Origin of the sequence: Mycolicibacter senuensis (genome assembly GCF_002101885.1) — a bacterium.
Lineage (GTDB): Bacteria > Actinomycetota > Actinomycetes > Mycobacteriales > Mycobacteriaceae > Mycobacterium > Mycobacterium senuense.
In genome coordinates this window covers 36,883-59,414 of sequence record NZ_LQPS01000039.1, presented here as the reverse complement: position 1 = coordinate 59,414, position 22,532 = coordinate 36,883, and the positions used below count along the sequence as shown (strand labels likewise).

General features: G+C 68.3%; 13 protein-coding genes. 3 read left to right on the top strand and 10 right to left on the bottom strand.

Annotated elements, in window-relative coordinates:
- Positions 1-93 precede the first annotated feature (93 nt).
- Both AWC24_RS12510 and AWC24_RS12505 read left to right on the top strand, forming a co-directional pair.
- On the top strand, positions 94-3,372 hold the full coding sequence (locus tag AWC24_RS12510) for an arabinosyltransferase domain-containing protein (RefSeq protein WP_085085363.1): 3,279 nt from the start codon (positions 94-96) through the stop codon (positions 3,370-3,372).
- Positions 3,369-6,527 carry an arabinosyltransferase domain-containing protein gene (locus AWC24_RS12505; protein ID WP_085085361.1) on the top strand — a complete coding sequence of 1,053 codons (3,159 nt, stop codon included), beginning with the start codon at positions 3,369-3,371 and terminating at the stop codon, positions 6,525-6,527. Before AWC24_RS12510 ends, AWC24_RS12505 begins: the two co-directional genes overlap by 4 nt.
- Positions 6,528-6,567: 40 nt before the next feature.
- On the opposite strand, the gene AWC24_RS12500 is transcribed toward AWC24_RS12505, so the two are convergent.
- Genes AWC24_RS12500 through AWC24_RS12485 form a run of 4 tightly spaced genes read right to left on the bottom strand, consistent with a single transcriptional unit; the run spans position 6,568 to position 8,971 of the window.
- Positions 6,568-6,867, bottom strand: a complete 300-nt coding sequence (locus AWC24_RS12500) for a cytochrome C oxidase subunit IV family protein (protein ID WP_085085360.1) — start codon at positions 6,865-6,867, stop codon at positions 6,568-6,570.
- 2 nt (positions 6,868-6,869) lie between these two features.
- Entirely contained in the window at positions 6,870-7,445 is a 576-nt protein-coding gene (locus AWC24_RS12495) for a cytochrome c oxidase subunit 3 family protein (protein ID WP_085085359.1), read from the bottom strand.
- 18 nt (positions 7,446-7,463) lie between these two features.
- Complete coding sequence (locus tag AWC24_RS12490) at positions 7,464-8,213, bottom strand: hypothetical protein (protein WP_085085357.1); 750 nt, start codon at positions 8,211-8,213, stop codon at positions 7,464-7,466.
- Positions 8,210-8,971, bottom strand: coding sequence for a hypothetical protein (locus tag AWC24_RS12485; RefSeq protein WP_085085355.1), 762 nt, complete (start codon positions 8,969-8,971; stop codon positions 8,210-8,212). The genes AWC24_RS12490 and AWC24_RS12485 overlap by 4 nt, the downstream gene beginning before the upstream one ends.
- 218 nt (positions 8,972-9,189) lie before the next feature.
- Between AWC24_RS12485 and AWC24_RS12480 the strand changes: the two genes are divergently transcribed.
- On the top strand, positions 9,190-9,798 hold the full coding sequence (locus AWC24_RS12480) for a TetR/AcrR family transcriptional regulator (RefSeq protein WP_085085353.1): 609 nt from the start codon (positions 9,190-9,192) through the stop codon (positions 9,796-9,798).
- Here AWC24_RS12480 and AWC24_RS12475 read toward each other — a convergent pair.
- The 6 genes from AWC24_RS12475 to fadD32 form a co-directional block, all read right to left on the bottom strand.
- The gene (locus AWC24_RS12475; RefSeq protein WP_085085351.1) at positions 9,788-11,326 is read right to left on the bottom strand and encodes an MFS transporter; all 1,539 of its coding nucleotides are present in this window, start codon (positions 11,324-11,326) and stop codon (positions 9,788-9,790) included. The genes AWC24_RS12480 and AWC24_RS12475 overlap by 11 nt on opposite strands.
- 295 nt (positions 11,327-11,621) lie before the next feature.
- Positions 11,622-12,764 carry a PE-PPE domain-containing protein gene (locus AWC24_RS12470; protein ID WP_234807353.1) on the bottom strand — a complete coding sequence of 381 codons (1,143 nt, stop codon included), beginning with the start codon at positions 12,762-12,764 and terminating at the stop codon, positions 11,622-11,624.
- 307 nt (positions 12,765-13,071) lie between these two features.
- A complete protein-coding gene (locus AWC24_RS12465; protein ID WP_133055722.1) occupies positions 13,072-13,245 on the bottom strand; it encodes a Na+/H+ antiporter NhaA in 174 nt (57 codons plus the stop codon).
- A 130-nt stretch (positions 13,246-13,375) separates the two neighbouring features.
- On the bottom strand, positions 13,376-14,977 hold the full coding sequence (locus AWC24_RS12460; RefSeq protein WP_085085347.1) for an acyl-CoA carboxylase subunit beta: 1,602 nt from the start codon (positions 14,975-14,977) through the stop codon (positions 13,376-13,378).
- Between the two features lie 6 nt (positions 14,978-14,983).
- Positions 14,984-20,323, bottom strand: a complete 5,340-nt coding sequence (pks13, locus tag AWC24_RS12455) for a polyketide synthase Pks13 (protein ID WP_085085345.1) — start codon at positions 20,321-20,323, stop codon at positions 14,984-14,986.
- 6 nt (positions 20,324-20,329) lie between these two features.
- Positions 20,330-22,243 (bottom strand): long-chain-fatty-acid--AMP ligase FadD32, encoded by a 1,914-nt coding sequence (gene fadD32, locus AWC24_RS12450; RefSeq protein ID WP_085085343.1) that lies wholly within the window; start codon positions 22,241-22,243, stop codon positions 20,330-20,332.
- Positions 22,244-22,532 lie beyond the last annotated feature (289 nt).

Here is a 22,532-nt window from a genome sequence, read left to right as displayed (position 1 = left end):
CTCCCGGCCGCGCGGCGGTGAGGGGCTTCCGCGCCCGACGGGCGGGACGGGGGTCCCCGGCTTCGGGACCCCGGTCGCATAACATCGAGGCTCGTGTCCTCCCCCTCCGCGCAGCCTAAGGACCAGCACCGCCATCGACTCGCCCGGCTGATCGCGGTGGTCGCCGGCATCGCCGGCGTGTTGCTGTGCGGCATCACGCCGCTGCTCCCGGCCCGACAGACCACCGCCACCATCGCTTGGCCGCAGGGCGTTGACGCGCAAGGCCACGTCACCGACGTCACCGCCCCGCTGGTCTCCGGAGCACCGCGCGGCCTGGACATCACCATCCCCTGCTCGGCCATCGCCACGCTGCCGGCCAGCGGCGGCCTGGTGGTGTCCACGGTGCCGGCCGGCGGCGTCGACGCCACCGCGCACGGCCTGTTCGTGCGAGCCAACAAGACCACCGTGTTCGCCGCCTACCGCGATCATGTGGCCGCGGCCGCCCCCCGCAACAAGATCGCCGACTGCAGCCAACTGCGCCTGTGGGCCAACCCCGGCGATGTCGGCGCCGAATTCGTCGGCATACCGGGTGCCTCCGGCAGCCTGCCGCCGGAGAACAAGCCGCAGATCGGCGGCATCTTCACCGAGCTCAAAGTCGGCCCGGAGCCGGGCCTGAGCGCGCACATCGCCGTCGACACCCGCTTCATCACCAACCCGACGACGCTCAAGGCCGCCGTGATGGCCCTGGGGGTGCTGGCGGTGCTGGCGTCGATCATCGCGCTGGCGGTCTTGGACCGCCGCCACACCCACCGCACCCCGCGCAGCTGGCGGCACTGGTTCAAGGCCAACCCGATAACCTGGCTGGCCGACATCGGGGTGCTGGCCACCCTGGCGCTGTGGCACGTCATCGGCGCCATCTCCAGCGACGACGGCTACAACCTCACGATGGCCCGCAACGTCGAGCACGCCGGGTACGTCGCCAACTATTACCGCTTCTTCGGCGCCAGCGAGGCCCCCTTCGACTGGTATCCGGCACTGCTGGGCCAACTGAGCAGCCTCAGCACCGCCGGAGTGTGGATGCGGCTGCCCGCCACGCTGGCCGGCATGGCCTGCTGGCTGATCATTAGCCGCCGCATCCTGCCTCGGCTGGGCCGGCTGTCCGGCAACCGAATCGCGGTGTTCACCGCCGCGATGATGTTCGCGGCGGCCTGGCTGCCGTTCAACAACGGCCTGCGCCCCGAACCGCTGATCGCGCTGGGCACGCTGGTGGTCTGGGTGCTGGTGGAGCACACCATCGCCACCCGCCGGCTGGTGCCGACCGCGTGCGCGATCCTGGTGGCCGTCTTCACCGTGACGCTGGCCCCGCACGGGCTGATCGCGCTGGCTCCGCTGCTGACCGGATCGCGCGCCATCGAAGGGGTGATCCGCAAGCGCCGAGCCCTCGACGGCCTGGCCGGCCCGCTGGCGGTGCTGGCCGCGGCGGCCTCGGTGATCGCCGTGGTGGTGTGCCGGTCGCAGACGCTGGCCGCGGTCGCCGAGTCCGCCCGCATCAAATATGTCGTCGGGCCGACGATCGCCTGGTATCAGGAGTTCCTGCGCTACTACTTCCTGACCGTCGAGGAGAACGTCGACGCCTCGATGACCCGCAGGTTCGCCGTGCTGGTGCTGCTGTTCTGCATGTTCGCCATGCTGGTGATCCTGCTGCGGCGCGGCCGGATCGCCGGGGTGGCCAGCGGGCCCGCCTGGCGGCTGATCGGGACGACGGCGGTGGGCCTGCTGCTGTTGACCTTCACCCCGACCAAGTGGGCGGTGCAGTTCGGCGGGTTCGCCGGGCTGGCCGGGGCGCTGGCCGCGGTCACCGCGTTCACCTTCGCCCGGGTCGGACTGCACAGTCGACGCAACATGACGCTGTACGTCACCGCGCTGCTGTTCCTGGTCGCCTGGGCGACCTCGGGCGTCAACGGCTGGTTCTACGTCGGCGGCTACGGCGTGCCGTGGTTCGACATCCCGCCGGTGATCGCCAGCCGCCCGGTCACCTCGATGTTCCTGGCAGCCTCGATCGCCACCGGCCTGCTGGCCGGCTGGCAGCACTTCCGGCTGGACTACGCCGGCCACACCCAGGTCACCGCCACCCGGCGCAACCGGATCCTGGCGTCGACACCACTGCTGGTCGTCTCGAGCCTGATGGTGCTGCTGATGGTCGGCTCGATGGCCAAGGCCGCGGCCGGGCGGTACCCGGCCTACACCACCGCCCGGGCCAACGCCGACGCCCTCCTCTCCGGCCTGTCCTCCTGCGGCATGGCCGACGACGTGCTCGCCGAACCGGATACCAATGCCGGTCTGCTGCAACCGATCCCGGGCCAGCGTTACGGCGAGCTCGGCCCGCTCGGCGGCACCGACCCGTACGGTTTCGACCCCAACGCCGTCGACGACGACCTGACCTCGCTGGCGGTGATCGCCAAGCCCGGTGTGCCCAACGCCGACGCCTCCCCCAACAAACCCAGCGCCAACCAGAGCGACGCCGCGGGCACCGCCGGCGGCAAGATTCCCGACGACGCCCCGGACGGGGTGAACGGATCCCGGGTGGCGCTGCCGTTCGGCCTGAACCCGGCCGTCACACCGGTGCTCGGGTCGTACAAGGAGCAGGTGGCCGCGCACGCCACCTCGGTCTGGTACCGGCTGCCGGAGCCCGGCGCGCAACGGGCTCCCATCGTCGTCGTCAGCGCCGCGGGCGCCATCTGGTCGCACGGCGAGGACGGCAAGCTCGATTACGGCCAGCCGCTGAAACTGGAATGGGGCACCACCCGGCCCGACGGCACCGTCAAGTCATTGGGCGAGGTGGAGCCCATCGACATCGGGCCGCAGAACTCCTGGCGCAACCTGCGATTCCCGCTGGCGTGGGCGCCGCCCGGCACCGACGTGGTGCGCGTCGTGGCCAACGACCCGAACCTGTCCACCGAACAGTGGATCGCCTTCACCCCGCCGCGGGTGCCGGTAGTGCAGACCATCGGCGAGCTGATGGGCTCGCAGACCCCGGTGCTGATGGACATCGCGGTCGCGGCGAACTTCCCGTGCCAGCGGCCGTTCTCCGAACACCTCGGAGTCGCCGAGCTCCCCGAGTACCGGATCATGCCGGATCACAAGCAGACCGCGGCCTCGTCGAACCTGTGGCAGTCCGCCGAGGACGGTGGGCCGTTCATGATCACCCAGGCGATGCTGTGGACCACCACCGTGCCGACCTACCTGCGCGACGACTGGTATCGCGACTGGGGTGCGGTGGAGGCCTACCACCGGCTGATCCCCACCAAGACCGCGCCCGACGCCGTCATCGACGAGGGCACCATGACCGTCACCGGCTGGAGCCGGCCCGGACCGATTCGAGCACTGCCATGAGTATTCGCACCACGCGCCTGGTAGCGATCATCGCCGGCCTGGTCGGCTTCCTGCTGTCGGTGGCCACCCCGCTGCTGCCGGTGGTGCAGACCACCGCGACGCTGAACTGGCCGCAGCACGGCGAGTTGCACAGCGTCACCGCGCCGCTGATCTCCCAGACCCCGGTCTCGATGTCGGTGAAGGCGCCGTGCGCGCTGGTACGTGAGCTGCCCGCCGAGGGCGGCACGCTGCTGTCGACCGCGCCGGCCAAGGGCAAGGACGCCGCACTCAACGGGCTGTTCATCACCGTCACCGAGAAGCGGGTGGATGTCACCGACCGCAACGTGGTGCTGGCCACCGCGCCGCGGGCCAAGGTGGAAGGCCCCGGCTGTACCGACATCGAGGTCACCTCGTCGCACGACGGCACCTTCGCGACCATCGGCGGGGTCACGCAACGCTACGGCTGGCCGGACCCGAACCTGCGCCCGCAGATCGTCGGGGTGTTCTCCGACCTGAGCGGCCCGGCGCCGGAAGGTCTTTCGCTGACCGCCGATATCGACACCCGCTTCTCCACCCAGCCGACGGCTTTGAAGCGGGCCGCGATCTTCGCGGCGATCCTGGCCACCGTGATCGCGGTGCTGGCGCTGTGGCGCCTGGACCGGCTCGACGGCCGCCGGATGCACCGGCTGATCCCTTCCCGCTGGCGGTTCTTCTCGCTGGCCGACGTCGCGGTGGTGCTGGGCTTCGTGGTCTGGTACGTGATCGGGGCGAACTCCTCCGACGACGGCTACATCCTCGGCATGGCCCGGGTAGCCGATCACGCCGGCTATATGAGCAACTACTTCCGCTGGTTCGGCAGCCCGGAGGACCCGTTCGGCTGGTACTACAACCTGCTGGCGCTGATGACGCACGTCTCCGATGCCAGCATCTGGATCCGGCTGCCCGACCTGGTGGCCGGGTTGGTGTGCTGGCTGCTGCTGAGCCGCGAAGTACTGCCCCGGTTCGGCCCGGCGGTGGCCGCCAGTAGGCCCGCGCTGTGGGCGGCCGGGACGGTGCTGCTGGCCGCCTGGATGCCGTTCAACAACGGCCTGCGGCCCGAGGGGATCATCGCGGTCGGCGCGCTGATCACCTGGGTGCTGGTGGAGCGGGCGATCATCTCCGGCCGGCTGACCCCGGCGGCGCTGGCGATCATCTGCGCGGCGTTCACCCTGGGCATCCAGCCGACCGGGCTGATCGCGGTGGCCGCGCTGCTGGCCGGTGGGCGGCCGCTGCTGCGCATCCTGGTGCGCCGGCACCGGATTCACGGTACCTGGGCGCTGGTGGCGCCGCTGCTGGCCGCCGGCGCGATCATCCTGACCGTGGTCTTCGCCGACCAGACGGTGCGTGCGGTGTTGGAGGCCACCAGGATTCGCACCGCGATCGGCCCCAGCCAGGCCTGGTACACCGAGAACCTGCGCTACTACTATCTGGTCCTGCCCACCGTCGACGGTTCGCTGTCGCGGCGGTTCGGGTTCCTGATCTGTGCGCTGTGCCTGTTCACCGCGATGTTCATCATGTTGCGGCGCAAGCGGATCGCCGGGGTGGCCAGCGGGCCGGTGTGGCGGCTGATGGGCGTCATCCTGGCCACGATGTTCTCGCTGATGTTCGCCCCCACCAAGTGGGTGCACCACTTCGGGCTGTTCGCCGCAGTAGCCGGCGCGATGGCCGCGCTGACGACCGTGCTGGTCTCCCGACAAGTGGTGCGCTGGTCGCGTAACCGGATGGCGTTCGCCGCGGCGGTGCTGTTCGTGCTCGCACTGTGCTTCGCCACCACCAACGGCTGGTGGTACGTCTCGAGCTACGGGGTGCCGTTCAACGCCGACATGCCGCGCATCGGGTCCGTCACCGTCAGCACCATCTTCTTCGCGCTGTTCGCGATCACGGCGGGGTGGGCGGCCTGGCTGCACTTCGCGCCGAGGGACCGCGGCGAGGGCACGGTGGCGCGAGCGCTGACCGCCGCCCCGGTGCCGGTGGCGGCCGGCTTCATGGTGTGCGTGTTCGTGGCCTCGATGGCGATCGGCATCGTCCGCGAATACCCCAGTTACTCCAACGGTCTGGCCAACGTGCGCGCCTTCGTGGGCGGCTGCGGGCAGGCCGACAATGTGCTGGTCGAACCCGACCCCAACGACGGTGCGCTCACCCCGCTGCCGGGCGACTACGGTGAGCTCGGCCCACTGGGCGGCGTCGACCCGGTCGGGTTCACCGCCAACGGGGTACCGGAGAAGATCGTGGCCGAGTCGCTGCGGATGAGCATCACCCAGCCCGGCACCGACTACGACTGGGACGCCCCGAAGAAATTGCCGGCAGCTGGCGTTAATGGCTCGAGGGTCCCGCTGCCCTACGGCCTGGACCCGGCCCGGATTCCGCTGGCCGGCAGCTACTCGACCGACGGTCAGCAGGAGTCCAAGCTCACTTCCGCGTGGTATGAGCTGCCTGCGGCAGATGACGCACATCCGCTGCTGGCGGTGACCGCGGCGGGCACCATCGCCGGCAACAGCGTGCTCAAGGGCTACACCACCGGCCAGGACGTGCAATTGGAGTACGGACTGCCCGGCCCGGACGGCGCCGTGGTGCCCGGCGGGCGGCTGGTGCCCTACGACCTGTTCGGCGAGCAGGCGCGGATGTGGCGCAACCTGCGTTACCCGCGCAAGCAGATCCCCGCCGACGCGGTCGCGGTTCGCATTGTGGCCGTGGACAAGTCGCTGAACCCGCGGGACTGGATCGCGTTCACCCCGCCGCGGCTGCCCGAGGTGAAGACCATCCAGGAGTACATCGGCTCCGAGCAGCCGGTGCTGCTGGACTGGGCGGTCGGCCTGGCGTTCCCGTGCCAGCATCCGATGCTGCACGCCAACGGCGTCACCGAGGTGCCCAAGTACCGGATCACCCCGGACTACAACGCCAAGAAGCAGGACACCGACACCTGGCAGGACGGGGTCAACGGCGGGCTGCTGGGCATCTCCGACATGCTGTTGCGGGCGCACGTGATGGCCACGTACCTGAACCACGACTGGGGCCGCGACTGGGGCTCGCTGCGCAAGTTCGATGAGGTGATCCCGGCCTCGCCGGCCGAGCTGGAGCTGGGCAGCGCCACCCGCAGCGGCTGGTGGACGCCGGGTGAGATCCGCATCAAGGCCTGACCCCCTTTTTTGGCGCGAGCGTGCGTGTCCCGGGGCAGGCTCAGAACAGGTAGATCACGAAGACCGTCGCGATCAACGCGGCCAGCCAGCCGTCGGTGGCGTGCCTGAGCCAGCGCGGCGCGGTGTGGACCTCCATGAAATGGCCGATGATCATGCGCGACTTGACGAACGCCAGCGCCAGTACCAGCGCTGTCACCGGCACGCTGGCCTGGGCGGTGTGCGTCAAGTGCGCCGGCGCCAGGGTCCACGACCCGATGGTGATCGCCACCAGCACGATCCACACCCAGGTCAACGACCGCTCGGTCTCGTGCCGATGCTCGCGATAACCGAAAACCGTCATGCTCACCTCATCACGTAGAGCAGGCCAAAGATGATGACCCACAACAGATCCACCATGTGCCAGTAAATTGCGGCCGACTCGACCATCATGAGCCGGCGCCGGCCGGGGTTATTCAGCTCCCGGACGACGACGCCGAGCGCGATCAGTCCGATCAGCACGTGAACCAGGTGCACACCGGTGATCACGTAGTAGAACGAGAAGAACAAGTCGGAGTTGGTGTTCCCGGCACTGATCTTGGCGGCCCATTCGTAGCACTTCAGCACCATGAACAGCACCCCGCCGGCTGCCCCCAAATAGACGAATCGCACCGCCGAGCGGTGGTCTCCGGCCCGGGCGGCCAGCACACTGCGGGCCACGAACCAGGAACTGGTCAGCAGCACCACGGTGTTGATCACACCGATGTTGACGTTGAGATGTTGTTGGGCGGCAAGGAAGTCGGCCGGATTCATGGTCCGGTAGACCATGAAGATGACGAAGTAGCCGGTGAAGATGAGCAGATCGCCGAGCACCATCACCCAGATGTGGCCGTCGCCCGGCAGTCGGGTTTCCGTTGCGGTCGGAGCGTCACGTTGCAGCATGGGTTTCCTTCCGGTGCGTCAGTCCAGGCCTGGCGAGTCGACCGGCTCACGGATGGTGGCCGACCGGAGCACGAAGATCAGCGCACCCAGCCACACCGAGAACACCACGACCGCCCACCAGAGGCTGAGCACACCGTTCCAGGCGAGCGGCCCGGAGTAGAACAGGAAGAACTGGGTGGCGATGACCTCGGTGATGACCTGCCAAACGGTCACGTAGCCAAACCATTTGGGGAAGATATTGTTCTTGTCGTAGAGGACCGCGATGGCCAGCACCACGTAGGCGGTGGTGAAGCAACCCAGCGACCCGTTGTAGGACAGATTGCCCAGATCGTAGAGCCAGCCGATGAGCTCGGGATCACGGTCGGGCCGGAACGTCGCGGTCAGATAACAGACGCCGACGAGCAGGAATCCGGGCAGCGCGCCGACGCTCATGCCGCCGATGTAGCCGTAGGCGAGCACCGACCCCACCGACATCCGTTTCATGTGGTACAGGACCAGGCCGTTGGTCAGCGGCGCACCGCCCAGCAGGATCAGCAGGAGCACGAACCCGATCTGGATGGTCAGTTGATGTTCGGTGAAGAACGCGACCTTCCCGGCCGTCGTGACGTCCGGCCGCGGTGGCGGTGTCACCCGGGTCAACACGCAGATGATGATGCCGAAGACGGTGTACCAGACCGGGAAGAACCAGGTCAGAAAGCGCACATCGTGTTTGCCGGTCGGGACGCCCGCGGGCGTCGTGACGTACCGGTCGGGGGTCAGCAGGTTCACCCGGCCACCGCTCCCCGGGCCACCACTCCCTCGGCCACCGCCTGGCCCAGCACCGCCCGGCGAAGCACGAAGAACATCACCACCACGAACGCCGCGAATGCCCCGTTGCGCAGCCAGAACGACAACAGCCCATCCCAGGCCAACGGTCCGGTCTGCCAGACCGCGGCGCCGGCCGCCGGGATCATCGCCACACCGGTCGCCAGCGAATAGGGGCCGACCCAGCGCGGGAATACCGGGTCCGGCCCGTCGTCGAAATGGACCGCGGCGGCCAACATCAGGAACTGCGCCAGCACCATGCCGATCGGTGCGATGAACACGATCCAGGCCAAGTCGTTGAGCAGCAACGTCAGCTCGGGGTCGCGGTCCGGGCGGAAGGCCGCGACCAGAAAGAAGACGTTCGACAGCGCAAAGATGGTGGCGCCGCTGACGATCGCGGTCAGGTAGCAGTAGGCGAAGATGTGACTCTGGTTCTTCATGCGTTTCATCTGGACGACGATCACCATGAAGAACGGCAGCAGCATGATTCCGCACAGGTTGAACGTGATCTGGCTGAACCGGATCCAGTCGGTGTGCTCTGCGTAGTATCGCGCGACCTGCTCGGCGGTCAAGGTCGGCGACATCGGAGGCCAGAAACCGGGGAACGCCAGCAAGGCCACCACCAGGACGGCGCCGACCGCCGGTCCGGTCCACAAGCTGACCCACTGGGCCTTGATGTTGCCTGCGCTGGGCAGGTCTTGGACTTCTGGGAGAATCTGCACCGAACCCCTCCGAGATGACTTGAGTCAGCATTATTGGCGTTGCGTCCCGGCCCGCGGCTCGCCGCGCCGAGACCTAGTACGCATTGTGCTGCCGGTATTTACGTCCCCCGTACCGTAGCGGTCCCGGCAGCTGTTGCCAAGCCTGATTCTGATTCAAGTCAGTTAACTGTAGTCTAGAGTCGACCGGAACCAGTTCGCCGAAGCCGGAGTTGACCGCAGTGCCGAACCCCAAGACCGACGGCCGGGGCCGCAAGGGTCTGCAGACCCGCGAGCGGCTGCTGGGTGCCGCGCTCGCCGAGTTCAAACGCGCCGGCATGGCCGCCGCCGACATCGGCGCCGTCGTCGCGGCAGCGGGCGTCGCCCACGGCACGTTCTTCTTCCACTTCCCCACCAAGGAACACGTCCTGCTGGAGCTGGAGCACCGCGAGGAAGTGCGGATGGCCGGCGAACTCACCCGCTTCTTCACCCGCGAGCACGATGTGCGGGCCACACTGGCGCAGATCGTGCACGTGCTGGAGAAGCTAGAACGTCGCCTGGGCGGTCACCTGTTCAAAGAGCTGCTGGTGCTGCACTTTTCGCCTACCCGGCCGCCGACGGAGGTATGGCCCACCCACCCGGTGATCGTTGCGGTCATCGAGGAACTTCAGCGGGCCCGCGACCGCGGCGAGATCCCCGCCGACGTCGACGTCATGCACAACGGCATCTCGTTTCTGGTCGGGCTGTACGCCCTGCTGATCACGATCCCCGAGGCCGGCGAGGTTCGGGCCCCGGTGATCGAGGAATACCTGACCACCTATCTGTATGGCATGCGGGTGCTCAAACCCTGATCCGCGGACCACTCACTCCGGCGAGCTGCGGCACACCCCGGTAGCCGGCGGGCGTCCGCTGCTGCGGCCGCAGGTACTTGTCGACCGCCCACACCTCGTCGAACGCCGGGTTGCGGCGCACGCCGGCCGACTGCTCAGCGGCCAGGGCGGACAGTTCGCGCTCCAGCTCGCCCGGCACGCCGGGGATGCCCGTACCGCGCAGCGAGTACCCGAGGGTTTCCGGCAGGAACCGCAACGCGACCAGCCCGATCAGCGCGGCGAACACCAGGTACGCGGCCGGGAACAGGTGCCACCCGGTGCGTTCGATCACCGAGTCGGCCAGTACCGGTGCGGTGCCGCCGAACACCGCCACCGCAGCGTTGTCGGCGATCGCGAAGCCGGCGTAACGCACCTGGGTGGGGAACAGCGCCGGGAACGTCGCCGACACCGTCGCCAGCGGCGCGGCGAACAACACACTGAGCACCGTGAAACCCACCAGCGCCCAAACGAATCCGTGTCCCATCAGCCAGTACATCGGTAGCCCCAGCACGGCGAACCCCAGCAGCGAGACCCGCCACAGCGGTTTGCGCCCGACCCGGTCCGACCAGGCGCCGGCGAACGGGATGCAGGCCAACATCGCCAGCTCCCCGATCAGCACCACGGTCGTCCGGCTGCGCTCGTCGAGTCCGGCCGAGGCGTGCAGGTAGGTGGGCTGATAGGTCACCAGGGTGTAGTCGATGATGTTCAGCACGACGAACAACGCGAACGTCACCAGGATCGGCCGGGTGTAGTTGGTCAGCAGGTCCACCAGGCGGTCCCACGCCGAACCGGTGATCTCCTCGCAGGCGACGCATTCGGCGAACACCGGCGTCTCTTCCATCCTGCTGCGCAGCACCAGGCCCACCACACCCAGCGGCAGGGCCAACAAGAACGGGATCCGCCAGCCCCAGGCGACCATCTGCTCATGGGTGAACGTCGCCTCGAGCGCGAGCACGACCGCGGTGCCCATCACAAAGCCCGCCACGGCACCGAATTCCAGGAAGCTGCCATAGGTGCCGCGCTTGGCATCCGGCGCGCTTTCGGCCATGAACGTCGCGGCGCCACCGTATTCGCCGCCGGTCGAGAACCCCTGCACGATACGCAGCGCGATCAGCAGGCCCGGCGCCCACCAGCCGGCGGTGGCGTAGGTGGGCAGGACGCCGATCAGCGTGGTCGCCACCGCGATCAGCAGAACGGTCGCGACCAGCACCGACTTCCTGCCGAACCGGTCGCCGATCGGGCCCCAGACCATGCCACCGAGCGGCCGCAGCACGAACGAGACCGCGAAACCCAGCATGGTACCGAGGTTGCCCAGCGTGTCGGGGAAGAACGCGTCGGTGAGATACGTCGCCACGACGGCATAGACCCCGTAGTCATACCACTCGGTGGCGTTACCGACCGCCGACGCCACAATCGCCTTGCGCAGCACACGGTTGCGTTGCTCCGCGGTGCTTCGGCGCTTTTCTTTGGCCGGCGCCGGTGGCCGCGACGCCGGCAGCAGCAGGCTCATCGCCGTCCGTCGCTATGCCACACGCAGTCCCCCTTGTCGTACCACCGGAGCTTCCGTAGCGAACCGCGCAGCCGGGAATCACGCTCGGGCCCCGGCCTATTGGGACCTCGGCGTTCAACCCGGCGTGGGATCGCCTGGGGGAAACAATAATTGCTTTGGGGCAAAAGTTGCCGGTGTTGCTGAAGCGTTACGCAACACTTACCCGCCCGATACCGGTCATTGACTGCGGCGGGCGCGGCGGTGTGCGTAGCGCGACTCGCAGTGAGCCGGGGCCCAGCTCGCGGCGAAAGGGATCTTAGGAGACGTCTGCCCAGTAAGCCGGGTCTAGGTATTGGCCGACCAGCGATTCCCATATCAGGTTCGTCAGGTTCGCGAGCAGCTCCGGCACCGGACCTCCGCCGAGGCCCATAGCCTCGCCGGCCGCAATCAAATTCGCAAAGGCGGGATCGTCGGCCGGGTCCAGCCACTGATAGGTCGCCGGGTCCATCACGCCGGCAACGAAGTTGTCCCAGCCGGTCTGCGACGCCACGGCCAACGCGGCGTTGAACTCCGTCCAGTCGACGTCCTGGGAATCGAGCGAGAACATCGTCGGCTGGTCGGCCGGGCCGTCATACCAGCCGTGTTCGATGTTGCCGTAGCCCAGGTTCACCAGGATCCGCATGGTCGGTTCCAGCAGGTCGTAGAGCGGCTTTCCGAACACGGGCATGAACAGCAGCGGCAACAGCAGCGGGAGGTGCTCGCTGGGAACCATGTAGGAGTTGATCAGGCTGTCGGGACTGGACTCCAGCAGGATCGCCTGCTCAAGCTGCTCGGAAGTCAGTCCGAGGTAGGCCATGTGCTGCGTAGCCATACCGATGATCGCGTTCAGGGTAGCCAGGAAGTTCAGTGGGTAGTGCGGGAAGGCCGCGTAGCCGTCGTACTCCAAGGTGTAGATGTCGGTGGCGTACAGATCGTTGGGCGTCGGGTTGCCCAACGTGACGCCGGCATCTCGCATGGTGTCGTAGAAGTCCTGCATCTCTTCGAAACCGACCAGCAGGCCGCCGTTCGGGTTCGCCGAATCGCCGATCAACACGAAGCGCACGGCGTCGGTCGACACCCCGGCGTCATAGAGTTGCTGCATAGCCAGCGTGGTCAGCGCGGCGCTCTGCGAGTAGCCGAAGACCGTCACCGGGTTATCGGCGCCGGCCTGCCCGTCCGCGATCAGGCTCTGCACCCTGTCGACCAGCGCCTGCCCGCCCTCGGCCATGGAGTCATCCAGCAAATAGGGTGCCTCCGGCGTGGTCAGTACCTCGAGTTCGCCGGCGAAACCGCGCGGCTGCAAAAAGAGGTCGTTCACGATATCGGCGTACTGCTGGCTCGGCGTCGGGATCATGCTAGGCCCCATGATCAGCGCAATGTTCGATTCCGCGAGTGAATCGGTCCCGGCGGACAGCAGCACGCCGGCCTGAGCAGGCGCCGACGGCAGCGACGTCAGCTGCGGGGCACCCGTGAGTCCGGCGACCAATGTGACGGCGCCCAGTGCGGCTAGCAGGCCTGGTGTGCGGCGCCCGGAGCGTGCCGCGACTGCATCAAACATCCCGACTTCCTCGCCGCGGTCGCACGTCCGCAGATCAACGGACCGTTGTCGACTGGATGATTCCAATCACACTCTGTTATGTCAAATTTAGGATCGCCGGGCGGCGATCCGCGGTTTGACCAGGCGTTATAACAGCGCGCCCCAGTCGGCCGGCACCAAACGCTGAACGTCAACTTAATGCACGGACAGTCCGCCGGCCGGTGCAGGCCAGCACAGCGGCGGCGGCCCCGGCGGCCACCAGCGATGCCGCGAATACGCCGATCTTGGCGTGCTCGATCATGCTGCTGTCGGGATAGGCGAGATGGGACACGAACAGGGCGACGGTGAAGCCGAGCCCGGCCATGCAGCCCACAAGCTGGTGTACGTCTGGCCGGCGCAGTTGGCCCACAGCAGGGCGGCCGCCGTCGCCACAAGCAACGCCAAACCGGGCGCCAGCTGCGAGCTCAGGGCCCGCCGGACGACCCGCATCAGGCTCAGATCGGCAGCAGACCGTGCTTGCGCTGCACCTTGGGGAAGTTCTGCTTGTCGCGCAACAGTCGCAGCGACTTACGCAGCAGCAGCCGGGTCTCGTGCGGCTGGATCACCGCGTCGATGTAGCCCCGCTCGGCCGCGGTCCACGGAATCGCCATGTTCTCGTTGTAGCCGGCGATGAAGTCCGCCTTGATCTTCTGCACCTCCGGCGCAGTCGGATCCGGGAAGCGTTTCACCAACAATTGGGCGGCGCCGTCGGCACCGATCACTGCGATACGGGCCGTCGGCCAGGCGAAGTTCAGGTCCGCGGAGAGCTGCTTGGAGCCCATCACCGCATAGCCGCCGCCATAGGCCTTGCGGATGATGAACGTCACCTTCGGCACGTCGGCCTCGACGATGGCGTTGAAGAACCGGCCGCCGCGCTTGATGATGCCGTTCTTCTCCTCCGATACCCCGGGCATCGCCCCGGGGGTGTCGACGACGAAAACCAGTGGGAGATTGTAGGAGTCGCAGAACCGGATGAAGCTGGCCGCCTTGTCGGATGCCTCGGTGTCGACCGCGCCGGACATGAACATCGGCTGGTTGGCGATCACCCCGACCGGATGCCCGTCGACCCGCGCGAACGCGGTGATCATCGCCTGCCCGCGCTGCTCACCGATCTCGAAGACATCGCCGTCGTCGAACATCCGCAGCAGGATCTCGTGCATGTCGTAGGCGGTGTTGTCCGCGTCGGGCACGATCGCGTCCAGTTCCAGGTCGTGCGGGGTGATCTCGGACTCCAGGCCAGGGTTGACGATCGGCGGGTCGTCGAAGTGGTTGGACGGCAGGAACGACAGGTAGTCACGCACGTATTGGAAGGCCTCGGCTTCATCAGCGACCACCTTGTGGATGTTGCCGCGCTGCGCCTGCGCATCCGCGCCGCCCAACTCGTCGAAGCTCACGTCCTCACCGGTGACGTCCTTGATCACGTCGGGCCCGGTGATGAACATGTAGCCCTGGTCACGCACGGCCACCAACAGGTCGGTCTGGATAGGCGAATACACCGCTCCCCCAGCACATTTCCCCAAGATGATGGAGACCTCCGGTACCAGGCCGCGCAGCATCTCGTGGCGCCGGCCCAGCTCGGCGTACCAGGCCAGCGACGTCACCGCGTCCTGGATGCGGGCACCGGCGGAGTCGTTGATGCCGATGATCGGGCAACCGACCATCGCCACCCACTCCATCAGCTTGGCCACCTTGCGGCCGAACATCTCGCCGACCGAGCCCTGGAACACGGTCTGGTCGTGGCTGAACACCCCGACCGGGCGCCCGTCGATCCGGCCGTGGCCGGTCACCACGCCGTCGCCGTAGAGCGCATCCGGGTCGCCGGGCGTCTTGCACAGCGCACCGATCTCCAGGAAGCTGCCCGGGTCCAGCAACGCATGAATACGGTCGCGGGCGCTGGGGATGCCCTTCTTCTGGCGCTTGGCGACGGCCTTCTCACCGCCGGGTTCCTTGGCCAGTTCCAGCTTTTCGCGGAGTTCGGCCAGCAGCTCGGCAGTGGTCTTGGGCTGGACGGCTGGGAGATCTTCCGAGGGGAGGGGTGGCGGGAGTTGGCCGGTCACGCGCGCCTACTTTCCTTCGATGCGGTTGAGCGCCTCGCTCATGTGCGCGCCCACTTTGGCAATGTACGGCTCATCGATGGCCTGGATGTGCTCGCCCCCGATCGGCACGATCTCCAGATCAGAGATGTACTCGCCCCAGCCGCCGTCCGGCTTGCGGGTGGCATACGCGGGCTCGAAGACAATGGCGTCGTCGTGGTAGCGGTCGGCCATGTACAACGTGACGTGCCCGTCGTAAGGCTGGATCTCGATGGTGTCCAGGGCGCGGTTGTCCAGGTACGAGGTGCGCTGGTGCTCGATGATCCCACCCGGGATCTGCACGCCGCTCTGCGCGACGACATCGAGGACGAAACGCACCTGGCCCTCGTCGTCGAGCTTCTCCAGCTCCTCATAGGGGATCTCGGGAACCTCGACGTTGAAGGTGCGCTCGGCGAAACGCGCGTAGCGATCCCAGCGCGCCCGCATCCCCGCCTTGCTCTGGTCGATCGGCTCACCGGGAAGCACCAGGTCGATGAGCCCGACGTAGCGCACGTCGGCGCCGGCGCGGGTGAGGCCGATTGCGCAGGCGTAGGCCAGCGCCCCGCCCAGCGACCAACCGGCCAGCGCGAACGGGCCGTCGTGCAGCTCCAGCAGCTTGGGCACGTACTCGGCGGCGCGCTCCTCGATGGAGCCCTCCACCCGCTCGATGCCGTAGACCGGAGTGTCGGCGGGCAGCCGCTTCATCAGCGGTTCGTAGACCACCGTTGAGCCACCCGCCGGGTGGAAGACGAACAGTGGGATCTTCGACGCCCCCTCAGTGTTCTGGGCGGGGGGCCGCAGGGTGCGGACGAACCCGTCCACCACCCCTTCCTCGAGCTGGTCGCGGACGATGGTCGCCAGCGCCTCGATGGTGGTGGCCGACTTCACGTCGTCGACGGTGATGACGCCTTCGGCGCGTTCGGAGAGCCGTTCGGCCATCTTGGCCACCGTGTCGTCGTCGATGGCGGGCAGCTCATTGAAGATTCCGCCCGGGGACTTGCCGGTGACGATCGCCCACGTCGCGAAGGTGACCCGCTCGGCGGCGTCCCGCGGTGGGACGTCGGCGCCCAGTGCCTCGGCCACCGCCTCCTGGGTGAGAACCTTGGCGGCCGCAGCCGCAGCCGTCTTGGTGCTGACACCGCTCGCGTTCGCACCCGGGCCGGACGGATCTGTCGGAGGCGGCGGGATCGGGATGTCGGAAGGGTCCATCGAGGCGGGCGGTGCGGGCTCGGTTTCCGGCTCGGCCTGCGGGTCCGGCGCGGGTGCGGCCACCGACGTGGCGGTGGCCCCCGAGATCAGCGCGGCCTGCTCGGCGGCGATCTCCTCTGGCGTCTGGGTCTTCTGGTGTTCGTGCAGCGCCTGGACCTCGTCGCGGTGCTCGACCGCGTAGCGGAGCATCTCCTCGATGTTGTAGAGGTTCGCGTCGCGGACCGCGGTCAGCTGGATCGGCGGTATGTCGAAGTCGTACTCGACCCGGTTCTTGATCCGCACAGCCATCAGCGAATCCAGGCCCAGCTCGATCAGCGGCACCTCCCAGGGCAGGTCCTCGGGCTCGTAACCCATCGCGCCGCCGACGATCGCGCCCAACCGGTCGGCGACGGTCTCACCGCTCTCCGGTGACCACTTGGCAAAACCGGCGGCCAGGCCGGCGCCCGCGGTGAGGTTGTCGCGCAAAATCTCGGCGTCGTCGACCTCGGGTTCGGCCGGTGCCACAACGGATGCTCCAGACGCCTCGACGGCCATGGTGGTACCGGCGCCGACCGCCATGGGCAGCGCCACCCCAGTCGTGCCGCCGCGCGAGACCAGCGCGTCGTAGACCAGCGTGAAGGACTCGCCGATGCGCGAGTGCACCTGCACCGCCGCCCCACCCGGGTGCCGGGTCAGCGTGGTCACCAGCCGGGAACCGTCGGCCGGCACCGCACGCTGCTCGGAGGCAACCAGCGAGGCGTCCGGGATCACCGCCGCCGCAGCGGCTTTCACCAGCGCGGCCAGATCGGCCTCACCTCGCGCGGCGTACTCGAAGACGTGCCGGCCGTCCGGGGTCGCCACATGCGAGCCGGGCATGACGCCGGTCGCATCGCCGGAGAAGCGGGCGTCAAGCCAGTGCGGCTTGCGCCGGAACCGGGTCGGCGGGATGTTCGCGAACTCCTCCGGGCCCACCGGGCCGTCGGTGTGCCGCGGGAACAGCGTGCGCATGTCCAGGTCGTGGCCGTGGACGTAGAGCTGGGCCATCGCCATCGTCATCGCGTCGACTTCGTCGGCCTTGCGGGCCAGCGTGGCGATCAACTGGGCGTCGTGCAGCCCGGCGCTGGCCGTGGTCAAACCGACCTGCATCAGCGCCACCGGGTTGGGCGCCAACTCCAGGAAGGTGGTGTAGCCGTTGTCGACGGCGTTGCGCACCCCGTGGGTGAAGTAGACCGAGTGACGCAGCCCCTTCTTCCAGTAGTCGACGTCGTGGATCGGTTCGGCGCCGGGACGGATGTAGTTGCCGTCGTGCACCGTGGAGAAGTAGCCGCAGTTCAGCGGCATCGGCTCGATGCCCTGCAGGTCCGCGGTGAATTCGCCCAGCAGCGGGTCCATCTGGGCGGTGTGGCTGGCGCCCTTGGTCGCGAACTTGCGGGCGAAGCGTCCCTCGGCCTCGGCGCGGGCGATGATCGCGTCGACCTGCTCGGGCGGCCCGCCGATCACGGTCTGGGTGGGTGCGGCGTAGACGCACACCTCCAGGTCGGGGAAGTCGGCGAAGACGTCTCTGATCTCGTCGGCGGAGTACTCCACCAGCGCCATCAGCCGGATGTACTCGCCGAACAGCATGGCTTCGCCCTCGCCCATCAACCGGGCGCGCGGCACGATGATGCGGACGGTGTCACGCAGCGACAACCCGCCGGCGAAGTAGGCCGCGCCCGGCTCGCCCAGCGACTGACCGATCATCGCCGCCGGGGAAGCGCCGTGTGCGCGAAGCAGTTCGCCGAGCGCGATCTGGATCGCGAAGATCACCAGCTGCACCGCTTCGATCGGGTACTCGACCGTGTCGGCGGTGTAGTCGACCGCGTCGTCGAGCATCATCTCCAGGATCGAGACCCCGCGCTCGTCCTGGATCAGCGCGTCGACCTTCTCGATCCACTCCGCGAAGATCTCATCGCGCAGATAGAGGTCCTTGCCCATCTTGCGGTGCTGCGCACCGAATCCCGCCAGCACCCACACCGGCCCGTTGGTCACCGGACCGTCGGCGGAGTAGACGTTCGGCTTGGACTTGCCCTCGGCGACGGCCCGCAGACCGGCGATGGCCTCGTCGTGGTCGTGGGCCAGCACCACCGCGCGGGACCGGCCGTGGTTGCGCCGCGACAGCGCCCGGCCGATCGACTCCAGCGGGGTGGCGCGGCCCTCGTCGCTGTCCATCCAGTCGGCCAGCTCGGCTGCGGCGGCCTTCTTGCGCGAGGTCAGGAATGCCGAGACCGCCAACGGGATCAGCGGCGACGGCGCCCGCTCCGCCAGCTCGGCCAGCGCGGCCTCCTTGAGCCGCAGCGCCTCGTCGGTCAGGCCGGGCAGTTCGTACTCCGGCTCATCGGCGGAGCCCTCGGGCCCGATGAACTCGCCGTACTCGTCGAAGCGGGGCGCTTCGTGCTCGAGCACCGGATCCTCCACCGGGGCAGGCGCTTCGGGCTCCTCGACCGCCTTGTTCACCACGTCGCGCGGCAGCACCTCACGCACCACCAGGTGCGCGTTGGCCCCGCCGAACCCGAAACCGGACACCCCGGCGACCGCGTAGCCGCCGTAACGGGGCCAGTCGGTGACGGCGTCGGCGACCTTCAGGCGGGTGGCCGCGAAGTCGATGTAGGGGTTGGGCCCGGCGTAGTTGATCGACGGCGGGACCTTGTCGTGCTGCAATGCCAGCACGATCTTCGCCAAGCTGGCCGCTCCGGCCGCCGACTCCAGGTGTCCCACATTGGATTTCACCGCGCCCAGCAGCGCCGGCTTGTCTGCGGCACGGCCGCGCCCGACCACCCGGCCCAGCGCCTCGGCCTCGATCGGGTCGCCCAGGATGGTGCCGGTGCCGTGCGCCTCGATGTAGTCGACGGTGCGCGGGTCGATACCGGCGTTCTTGTAGGCCTTGCGCAGCACGGCCTCCTGCGCGTCCGGGTTGGGCGCCAACAGACCGTTGGAGCGGCCGTCGTGGTTGACCGCGGACCCGGCGATCACCGCGAGGATCTGGTCGCCGTCGCGGCGGGCGTCCTCGACCCGCTTGAGCACCAGCACGCCGCCGCCCTCGGAACGCGCGTAGCCGTCGGCGTCGGAGGAGAACGACTTGATCCGGCCGTCCGGGGACAGCACCCCGCCGACCTCGTCGAAGCCGACCGTCACCAACGGGGTGATCAGCGCGTTGACGCCGCCCACGATCGCCACATCGGCCTCACCGTTACGCAGCGCCTGCACCCCCGCGTGTGCGGCCACCAGCGACGACGAGCACGCGGTGTCCACCGCCACCGACGGCCCGCGGAAGTCGTAGAAGTAGCTGACCCGGTTGGCGATGATCGAGCTGGCGTTACCGGTGATGGCATACGGGTGGGTGACGCTCGGGTCGGACAACGCCAGGTTCTGGTAGTCGGCGTTGGACGACCCCATGTACACCGCGACCGGTTGGCCGCGCAGGCTCGACGCCGGGATGCGGGCGTGTTCCAGTGCTTCCCAAGTCAATTCGAGCGCCATCCGCTGCTGCGGGTCGATGTTGTCGGCTTCCATCTTCGACAGCGCGAAGAACTCGGCGTCGAAACCCTTGATGTCGGACAGGTAGCCGCCGCGGGTACGCGCCTTGGCCACCCGCTCGGCGATGCGCGGCTCCTCCAGGAACTCGCTCCAGCGGCCCTCCGGCAGGTCGGTGATCGCGTCGAACCCGGCCAGCAGCTTGGTCCAGGTCTCCTCGGCGGAGTTCATGTCGCCCGGGAAACGGGTGGCCAGCCCGACCACCGCGATGTCGTCGACATCGGCCTCGCGTGACCAGTCCTCGTCGCCGGAGTGATCGATGACCACCGGCTCGCCCTCGATGATCACCGTGGCCAGCGCCTCGATCGTCGGGTGCCGGAACGCCACCGTCGCCGAGAGCGTGACACCGGTGAAGTCCTCGATGTCGGAGGCCATCGCCACCGCGTCGCGCGAGGACAAACCCAGCTCGATCAGCGGGGCGGTCTCGTTGATCTTCTCCGGCGACTGGGAGGTGGCGTTGGCCACCCAGTTGCGCAGCCAGGCCCGCATGTCGGCGACGGTCAGGTCGGTGCGGCCGGTGCCGCGCAATGCTGCGTCGTCGCCGTCGCCGGTCATCTGCGGTGCCTCGCTCATCTAGGGTCAGACCTCGTCGGGGTAGGCATTCGGACCGGTGGTGCCGCCGCGCAGGCTGCCGTCCAGATAGGCCGCCCGGCAGGCGCGCCGGCCGATCTTGCCGCTGGAGGTGCGCGGCACGCTGCCCGCCGACACCAGCAGCACGTCACGCACCGTCACGCCGTGCCGCACCGCGATCGCCGCTCGGATGTCGTCGGCGATGGGCTGGTACTCCAGCTTGTGGGCGCCGGGGGCGCGCTCGGCGACGATTACCAACTGCTCGGAGCTGTCCTCAGCATCGAACTTCAGCCCGGAGTGCGGGTTGGCGAACGCCTCCTGCGGCAACTGGTTGGCCGGCACCGAGAACGCCGCGACGTAACCGGCCCGCAGCGCCCGGCTGGCCTCCTGCGCGGAGTACTCCAGGTCCTGCGGGTAGTGGTTGCGGCCGTCGACGATCACCAGGTCCTTCACCCGGCCGGTGATGTAGAGGTCGTCGTCGTAGTAGGCGCCGTAGTCGCCGGTGCGCACCCAGAAGCCGTTCTCGTCGGCGCCCTCGGCGCGCGAGGGGCTGGTCCGCGACTTCAGCACGTTCTTGAAAGTGTCGGCGGTCTCTTCTTCCCGGTTCCAGTAACCGACGCCCATGTTGTTGCCCTGCAGCCAGATCTCACCGATCTCGCCGTCGGGCAGCTCGGCGCCGGTCTCGTAGTCGACGATCACCGCCCACTGGTCGACGGCCACCCGGCCGGCTGAAGCCTGACTGACCGCGTTGGGGGCATCCGCCGGCACCTCGACGAACCGGTTGCCGTTGTTGAGCTCCTCGCGGTCGACGTAGATGATCCGCGGCCCCTCGTCGGGCGGGGTGGTGGAGACGAACAGCGTGGCCTCGGCCAGCCCGTAGGACGGCTTGATGGCCACCTCGCGGAAGCCGAACGGCGCGAACGCCTCGTTGAACTTGCGCACCGACGCGGCCGAGACCGGCTCGCTGCCGTTGAGGATCGCCCGGACGTTGCTCAAGTCCAGCGGCGGGTCACCCTCCTTGGGCAGGCCGCGGGCGGCGGCGTGCTCGAAGGCGAAGTTCGGGGCCACCGAGAAGCACTCCCCGGTCTCGCCCTCCTTACGCGCCATCTCCTTGATCCACCGGTAAGGCCGGCGGACGAACGCGGCCGGGGTCATGAAGGTGAACTGCTGGCCCATCACGCACGACAGCAGAATCGTGACCAGGCCCATGTCGTGGAAGAACGGCAGCCAGGTCACCCCGCGGTCGCCCTCGCGCCCCTTGAGCGAATCCAGCAGCTGGACGACGTTGGTCGGCAGGTTGAGGTGGCTGATCTTCACCCCGGTCGGGGTCCGGGTGGACCCGGAGGTGTATTGCAGGTAGGCGATCGCCTCCCGGTCGACTTCGGGCATCACCCAGGTCGAACCCACCTCGGCGGGCACCGCGTCGACGGCGATGACGCGCGGCCGGGCGTTGGCCGGGCGGCTGCGGAAGAACTTGCGCACCCCCTCGGCGGAATCGGTGGTGGTCAGCACCGCCGACGGCGTGCAGTCGTCGAGCACCGCGTGCAGCCGGCCCACGTGGCCGGGCTCGCCCGGGTCGAACAGCGGCACCGCGATGCGTCCGGAGTACATGATCCCGAAGAACGACACCAGGTAGTCGAGGTTCTGCGGGCACAGGATCGCCACCCGGTCACCGGGCTGGGTGACCTGCTGCAGCCGGGCCGCCACCGCCCGGTTGCGGGCACCGAAGTCCGCCCAGGAGATGTCGCGGGCCAGGCCGTCACGCTCGGTGGAGTAGTCCAGGAACCGGTAGGCCAGCTTCTCGCCGCGCAGTGCGGCCCAGCGCTCAACCGTCTTCACCAGGTTGGCGTTGTCGGGGAACCGGATCTTGCCGTCTTTGACGAAAGGGTTGTGGTAGGCGGCCTGTGCTGGTGCCTGGGCCATGCAAAATCTCCTGTCGCGAACTTACGTTCTCATCGGCTGCCGGGCGCGGCCAGCCGCGTGGTGTGGTCCGTCGCGCGGGCCCGGGACCTCACAGATGGTAGCGGGATTCCGATACCCCTCGACGCGTGCTGCTGGTCCCGCGGCCACGAGCCGCATGCTCTTAAATTCTTCTTAATGTTAGAGGTCGGTGCGGCATGTGCCAAATCAAACGGTACCGCGTGTGACGGCCATATCGGGGTCACGCGGCGGTCCCAGCTTCGCCTCTCCTTCGTCGAGCCTCGCTGAACCG